The organism is Streptomyces sp. NPDC017448 (assembly GCF_044330565.1).
Lineage (GTDB): Bacteria > Actinomycetota > Actinomycetes > Streptomycetales > Streptomycetaceae > Streptomyces.
In genome coordinates this window covers 121,106-127,536 of the sequence record NZ_JBIRLM010000024.1, presented here as the reverse complement: position 1 = coordinate 127,536, position 6,431 = coordinate 121,106, and the positions used below count along the sequence as shown (strand labels likewise).

Sequence of the window (6,431 nt, the reverse complement as noted above, 5' to 3'; positions counted from 1 at the left end):
GCCGCCATGCCCCCCAAGAGGGTCACCCCCACGCTGTCCGCGGGGGCCGGGCGGCACGACCCCCGGCTCTGCCCGTGGCCCGCCGCCCTTACCAGTTAAACCGGGGGGGGGGGGGTCGGGCACCCCCCCCCCCCCCCCGCCCTGTCGTGGGCACGGCCCGCGCGGTCAGTTGGTGCCGATCTTCGCCAGCAGGTCGACGATCCGCGACTGGACCTCGTCACTGGTGGACCGCTCCGCGAGGAAGAGGACGGTTTCCCCCGAGGCGAGCCGCGACAGCTCCATCTGGTCCATCCCGGCCGAGGTGTAGACGACCAGCGGGGTGCGGTTCAACTGCCCGTTGGCCCGCAGCCAGTCGATGATCCCGGCGCGCCGACGACGTACCTGCATCAGGTCCATCACCACGAGGTTCGGCCGCATCCGGCCCGCCAGGTCGACGGCCTCGCTGTCCGTCGCCGCCCGGGCCACCTGCATCCCCCGCCGCTCCAGGGTCTGCGTCAGGGCCACCGCGATCTCCTCGTGCTCCTCGATCAGGAGGACGCGCGGAGGATGCTGTTCGCTGTCGCGCGGAGCCAGCGCCTTGAGGAGGACGGCCGGGTCGGCCCCGTACGCCGCTTCCCGGGTCGCCTGGCCGAGACCGGCGGTGACCAGCACGGGGACCTCGGCCGCCACGGCCGCCTGGCGCAGCGACTGCAGGGCGGTACGGGTGATGGGACCGGTCAGCGGGTCGACGAAGAGCGCGGCGGGGAACGCGGCGATCTGGGCGTCGACCTCCTCACGGGAGTTGACGATCACCGGACGGTAGCCGCGGTCGCTGAGCGCCTGCTGCGTCGGTACGTCGGGGGCGGGCCAGACCAGCAGACGGCGCGGGTTGTCCAGCGGCTCGGGCGGCAACTCGTCGTCCATCGGCCGCGGGTGCGGCCGGTTGGCCACCTCGACCGCGCCTCCGGGCCCGTCCAGCGGCTCGGGCCCCTCGGCCCCCTCGTCGGGCGCCCCTATGGCGTACGCGCGCCCCTCCGCGACGGGCGCCGCGATGAGCTGCCCTTCGCCGTAGGCGATACCGGCGCCGGGCCCCTGGCCGGACGGGTCCTGGCCGGAGGGGTCCTGGCCCGGTCCCGGTCGGGAGGGACGGTCCGACGGGTCCGGCTGAGCGGGCCCCTGGGCCGGGGGCTGGTTCCGGCCGGGGTTCTGGCTCCGGGGCTGGGGCGGGCCGGGCTGGGCGCCGGGCGGGGGGACGGGCACGGAAGCACCGCCCGGGCCGCCCTGCTGGGGCCGGGGCTGCTGCGGCGGGACCGGCTGGGACGGGTTCGGCTGGGACGGGTTCGGCTGGGACGCGTGCTGACCGCCGGCGGGCCGGGCCGGATCCCGGTCGCCCTCGGGCGGGGCGGCGAGCTTGCGCCGCCGGCCGGCCCCGCCGACACCCTGGTACGGCTGGTTCTGCTGGTGTGCGAGGTGCTGGGCGAACGGCACGCCCTGGCCCAGCGTCCGCACGCTGAAGGCCCGCCCCTGCGTCGAATCGGGGTGGACGCCCTCCGGCATCGGCTCCTCGGCCGGCAGCGGCTGCCGCCGCGCGTCCGCGGCCGGAACGCCCGCGTCACCGTCGGCCGGATGCGCTGCCGGTTCGGCGAGGGACGCCGTGCCGGTGGCATGCGCGGTCGGACCGCCCCCGGTGCCGGGCCCGTGCGTGGTCGGGGCCGCCCCGGTGCCGGGTCCGTGCCCTGCGACGGAGGCCGTGCCGGTGGCGTGCGCGGTCGGGCCCACTCCCGTGCCGACGCCGGAAGGGGCGTTCTGCCCGGTTCCGCCCCACGGTGCGGGGCCCGGGTCCTGCGGTACGCCGGTGTCGGAACGGCCCGGAGCGGGCGCCGCCCCGGGGGGCCGGGGTACCGCGGGCATGCTCTGGTCGGCGGGGCCGGGACCGGCGGTCCCGGGGGAGGGGGCGCCCTGGGCAGGGGGCCCGTCCGTCTGCGGGCCGATGCGCGGCGGGGCGACGGGGTGCGGCTGGGGAGGGGTGTAACCGGCCTCCGGTGCGGTACGCGCGTGGTGCGCGCTCGCCCCCGGGGCAGGGCCTGCCGGGGCTTCGGGCGCGATCGGGGCGCGGTCGGCCTCGGCCGGCGGCAGGGCGAAGGCGGTGCGCGGACCGGCCTCGGCGGCCGTGCGCTCCTGCGCGGCGGCCAGCGCACGCCGGGCCCGCCGGCCTCCGGGACGGCGGTCGGACGGAGACGCTTCCGGGCCCAGGCCGCCCTCGGGGGCGCCGCCGTTGCCGGACGCGAGGGCGGGGAGGGCGAGGTTCTCGCCTTCCCGGCGGCCCCGCCGACCGGCGGGCGGGACGGGCTGCTGCGGATCCACCGGGACTCCGTGCGGCGGAACGGGCTGCTGCGGGCCCGCCGGAACCCCCTGGGGCGGAACGGTCTGCCCGAGCTGCGGACGACCACCCCCCTGGGCGTTCTCGGCGGCGGTGACGACCGCCCCCTCGGACGGCCCGGAAGACGCGGCGGGGGCCAGGGCCAGCGCGCTCCGCTGCGGCCGGGGCTCCCGCTGCTCCTGCGCGGCGGTCGCGGCCTCTCCCGGAGCGGCGCCGGGGGGCGTGCCCGGAGCCGCCTCGGCCGGACTGGGACGGCCGCGCCGACGTCCGGACCCCTCGCCCTGCTGGGCCGGGATCAGCTCGGGGGCCTGCTCCTCGGGCGCGGCCGGGCCCCGGCGGGCCCGCCGTCGCCCGGTCGGCGCGACGTCCGGACGGTCGTCGGGGGCGGGAGGCGCGGCGCCGGTCGCGTGGTCCCCGGCATCCTCCGGCGTACCGCCGGGGCTGTCCAGGAACGCGTCGGTGGAGGACCGGCGCGCCCGGCGACGGCCGCCGCTGGTGACGCCGGGCGCCCCGAGGCCCTCGGGCGAGGAGGAGGCCGTCGGGGCGGCGGGCTCCGGAGCAGGGCCGGCCCCGTCCGTCTCCGGGGGCGCGATGGTGCCGGCCGCCGCGCCGACGGGCACGTCGAGGACGTACGCACTGCCGCTCATCCCCGGCATCTCATGCGTCTGGAGCACCCCGCCGTGCGCCCGGACGATGCCGCGCACGATCGGCTCGTGCACCGGATCGCCCCCGGCGTACGGCCCGCGTACCTCGATCCGTACGACGTCCCCGCGCTGAGCGGCGGCCACGACGACCGTGGAGTCGACATAGCCGCCCCCGGGGACGGTTCGCGCCTTGCCGGTCGAGTCGACCCCGCAGACGTCCGCGACGAGATGGGCGATGGCGGTGGCCAGCTGACGCGCGTCGACCTCCGCCTCGATCGGCGGGGTGTGCACGGCGAACTGGGCGCGACCGGGGCCGATCAGCTCGACCGCCCCGTCGATCCCGCCCTTCACGATCCCCTCGACCAGGGCGGGGGCCTTGTGCAGCCCCTCCATACCCGCGTCCAGGCGCTGGAAGCCCAGGACGTTGTCGACGAGCGTGGTCATCCGGGCGTACCCGGCGGCGAGGTGATGCAGGATCTGGTTGGCCTCGGGCCACAACTGCCCGGCCGGGTCGGAGGCGAGCGTGGACAGTTCGCCCCGCAGCTCCTCCAGGGGCCCGCGCAGCGAACCGCCGAGGACGGCGGTGAGCTGGGCGTGCCGGGCGCCCAGGGAGGCGAGCAGGTCGGCCTGGCTCTCGATCTCGGCGGCGTACCGTTCGCTGCGGTCGGCGAGCTCGGCGGTGTGGGCCTCCTTCAGCGCCTCGATCTCGGCGGCGTGCGCCTCCTTGAGGGCGGTGACCTCGTCGGCGTGGCTCGTGGTCAGCTCGGCGACGACGCTCGTGTGCTGCGCCGACAACTCCTCGTACGGGCGGCGGTCGGTGAACGTCATCACCGCGCCGACGAGCTGGTCCCCGTCCCGTACCGGGGCGGTCGTCAGGTCCACCGGCACCTGCGCGCCGCTCTTGGACCACAGCACCTGCCCGCGCACCCGGTGCTTGCGCCCCGACCTGAGGGTGTCGGCGAGCGGTGAGTCCTCGTAGGGGAACGGCTCGCCCTCCGCCCGCGAGTGCAGGACCAGCGGGTGCAGCTCCTGGCCTCCGAGGTCGCTGGCCCGGAAGCCGAGGATCTGCGCGGCGGCGGGGTTGACCAGGACGACGCGCCCCTCGGTGTCCGTGCCGACGACGCCCTCGGAGGCGGCCCGCAGGATCATCTCGGTCTGCCGCTGGGAACGGGCCAGCTCCGCCTCGGTGTCGACGGTGCCGGAGAGGTCCCGTACGACGATCATGAGGAGCTCGTCGCCGGTGTAACTGGAGTGGATCTCGTTGTACGCGGCCTGACGGCTGTCGAGGCTCGCGCTGGTGACCTCGACCGGGTACTCGCGGCGGTCCGTGCGCCGCGCGATCATCCGGGTCGGCTTGGTCCTGCCCTGCTCGTCCGTGGTCTCGGGCCGGCGCATCGAGCCCGGGATCAGCCGGGAGTCGAACTCCGGCAGCAGGTCGAGCAGACCGCGACCGACGAGCGCGGTGCCCGGGGACTCGAACATGTCGATGGCGATGGCGTTGGCGTTGACGACGGTGCCGTTGCAGTTGACGAGCAGCAGCCCGTCGGGAAGGGCATCGAGTATGGCTGCGAGGCGAGCAGTGCCTCGGGACGGCCTGCTGCTCACGACGACGCTTCCTCCCTGATTACCGCACCTTGCCGACAGCGGGCCCCATCTTGCCCCTCGGACCGCGGGCTGTCACTGGAGGAGTCTAAGGCCAGGGGGAGCCCCCGGGACGGCGGATGAGGGGGAGCTCTCACCAAGGTTCTGTGCGCGCCGGGTGCGCCGAGGACCCCTGGGGCGGCTGTCCGCGCACCCGATGACGTGCGCGGACACACGGCGCGGCCCCCGTCTTTCGGGGGCGCGCGGGACGTACCGGAGAGCCCCGGGCGCCGTCGGGAGCGCGCGCCTTCACTCCGGGGCCATCAGGGTGCCCGGCTGGGCTCAGCGAACGTCGGGGAGCACCGGGACGAGGCTGTTCCAGCGGGCGATCTCGCAACCGTCGCGACGGCTCGCGGTGGTGTCCACGGCCCGGCCCTCCCAGGTGCCCACGATGCGGGCGAAGGCGTCGCCGCCGTGGATCATCGTGCACATCGTGCCCGCGGGGGTCTCCCGGAAGAGCTCCTGCCGCCCCGACCGGGTGGCCCCGGCCTCCGCCAGCCGGTCACAGGCGGCCTGGCCCTCCGGGTGGGTGCCCCCGGTGGGTCCGCACTCCAGCTCGAACGTCCCGTCGGCCCCGGGGACGCCGGTGTTCTCCACGCTCACGGTGAGCCGGGTCTGGGTCTCGTCCACCTCGCCGGGCGCCTCGCCCGCCCCGCCGCCCGGGAGCCCGGGGAGCGGGAGCGGCACGGGCAGGGGCAGCGGTCCCGGGGCGGGCCGGGCGGCGGCGAACGGCCCGGAGGTGGGCACGGCGGAGGGCGCCGGAACCGAGGACGCGGGCCCGGAGGCGGTGGACGCCGGCACGGCGGTGGCGAGCGCGGCGAGCGAGACGACGGCGGTGAGGACGAGACGGCGCACCATGGGAAGCTCCAGGATCTCTGCGGCGAGGTCGGCCGCGGACGGCGGTCACGGACGATCACGGACCCGCCCGGCCACCACGGCTGACGGAAGACGACGGACGACGGACGGGCGACGGGGACTCGCGGAGCCGGCGACGGCTCACGGAGGCGACGGCGGACGGAGACCCGGGCCCCCGCCCTTCTCTCTAACGCGCGCCGCGCCAGGACGTTGCGCCACCGCGCCGAACCGCTTTGCCCCGGCCCCCGGAGGACTAGTAACGTGAGCCGCGATTGGTGGCACGGCGTTCGACTGTGTCATCATCTGCACGCACCACTCGCGTCCGCGCGAGGTGTGTGGAGGAGGCGTCGCCTAGTCCGGTCTATGGCGCCGCACTGCTAATGCGGTTTGGGTCTTAAAGCCCATCGAGGGTTCAAATCCCTCCGCCTCCGCTCCACCCCGAAGCCCCGTGCCCCTGGCACGGGGCTTCGGCCGTTCCGGGCGCGGGGGCCCGTCGCCGGGCAGGCGGGCGGGGCCGGGGAGGCCCGGAGGGGCCGGGACGGGTCGGGACGGGAGGAGCATGGCCGAGATGAGCCCAGAGACGCTGTTTTCGCAGGTCAGGCGCGGTAGGGCTAATGGATTTCGCGTCACGGCGCAGGTCATGTAATGTTGTTCTCGCAACGCCGACCGGGAAGAAAAAGCCTGGAACGCCAAGCACTCGTAGCTTAACGGATAGAGCATCTGACTACGGATCAGAAGGTTGCAGGTTCGAATCCTGCCGAGTGCACAGCAGGCCGGAGGCCCCCAGGAGAAATCCTGGGGGCCTCTCGCGTTTCGGGAGCGGGCAGCTGCTCCACGGCGATCACGGCTGACAGAGCCGACAGAGCCGACAGAAGCGGGGTGGACCCCAAACTCGCGCTGCTCACCACGGGTTGCTGTTCCACCAGACGTGG

Annotated in this window: 2 protein-coding genes and 2 tRNA genes; 2 read left to right on the top strand and 2 right to left on the bottom strand. The window is 75.8% G+C overall.

Features of this window, described 5'->3' with window-relative positions; translation table 11 throughout:
- Window positions 1-165: 165 nt before the first annotated feature.
- Together ACH4K1_RS29380 and ACH4K1_RS29375 are read right to left on the bottom strand one after the other, a co-directional pair.
- Complete coding sequence (locus ACH4K1_RS29380; RefSeq protein WP_398092578.1) at window positions 166-4,608, bottom strand: PAS domain-containing protein; 4,443 nt, start codon at window positions 4,606-4,608, stop codon at window positions 166-168.
- Window positions 4,609-4,926: 318 nt separating this feature from the next.
- Window positions 4,927-5,502, bottom strand: coding sequence for an SSI family serine proteinase inhibitor (locus tag ACH4K1_RS29375; protein WP_398092577.1), 576 nt, complete (start codon window positions 5,500-5,502; stop codon window positions 4,927-4,929).
- Window positions 5,503-5,839: 337 nt separating this feature from the next.
- Here ACH4K1_RS29375 and ACH4K1_RS29370 point away from each other — a divergent pair.
- A tRNA-Ser gene (locus ACH4K1_RS29370) sits at window positions 5,840-5,930 on the top strand.
- 262 nt (window positions 5,931-6,192) lie between these two features.
- Window positions 6,193-6,265: transfer RNA gene (locus ACH4K1_RS29365), tRNA-Arg, on the top strand.
- Window positions 6,266-6,431 lie beyond the last annotated feature (166 nt).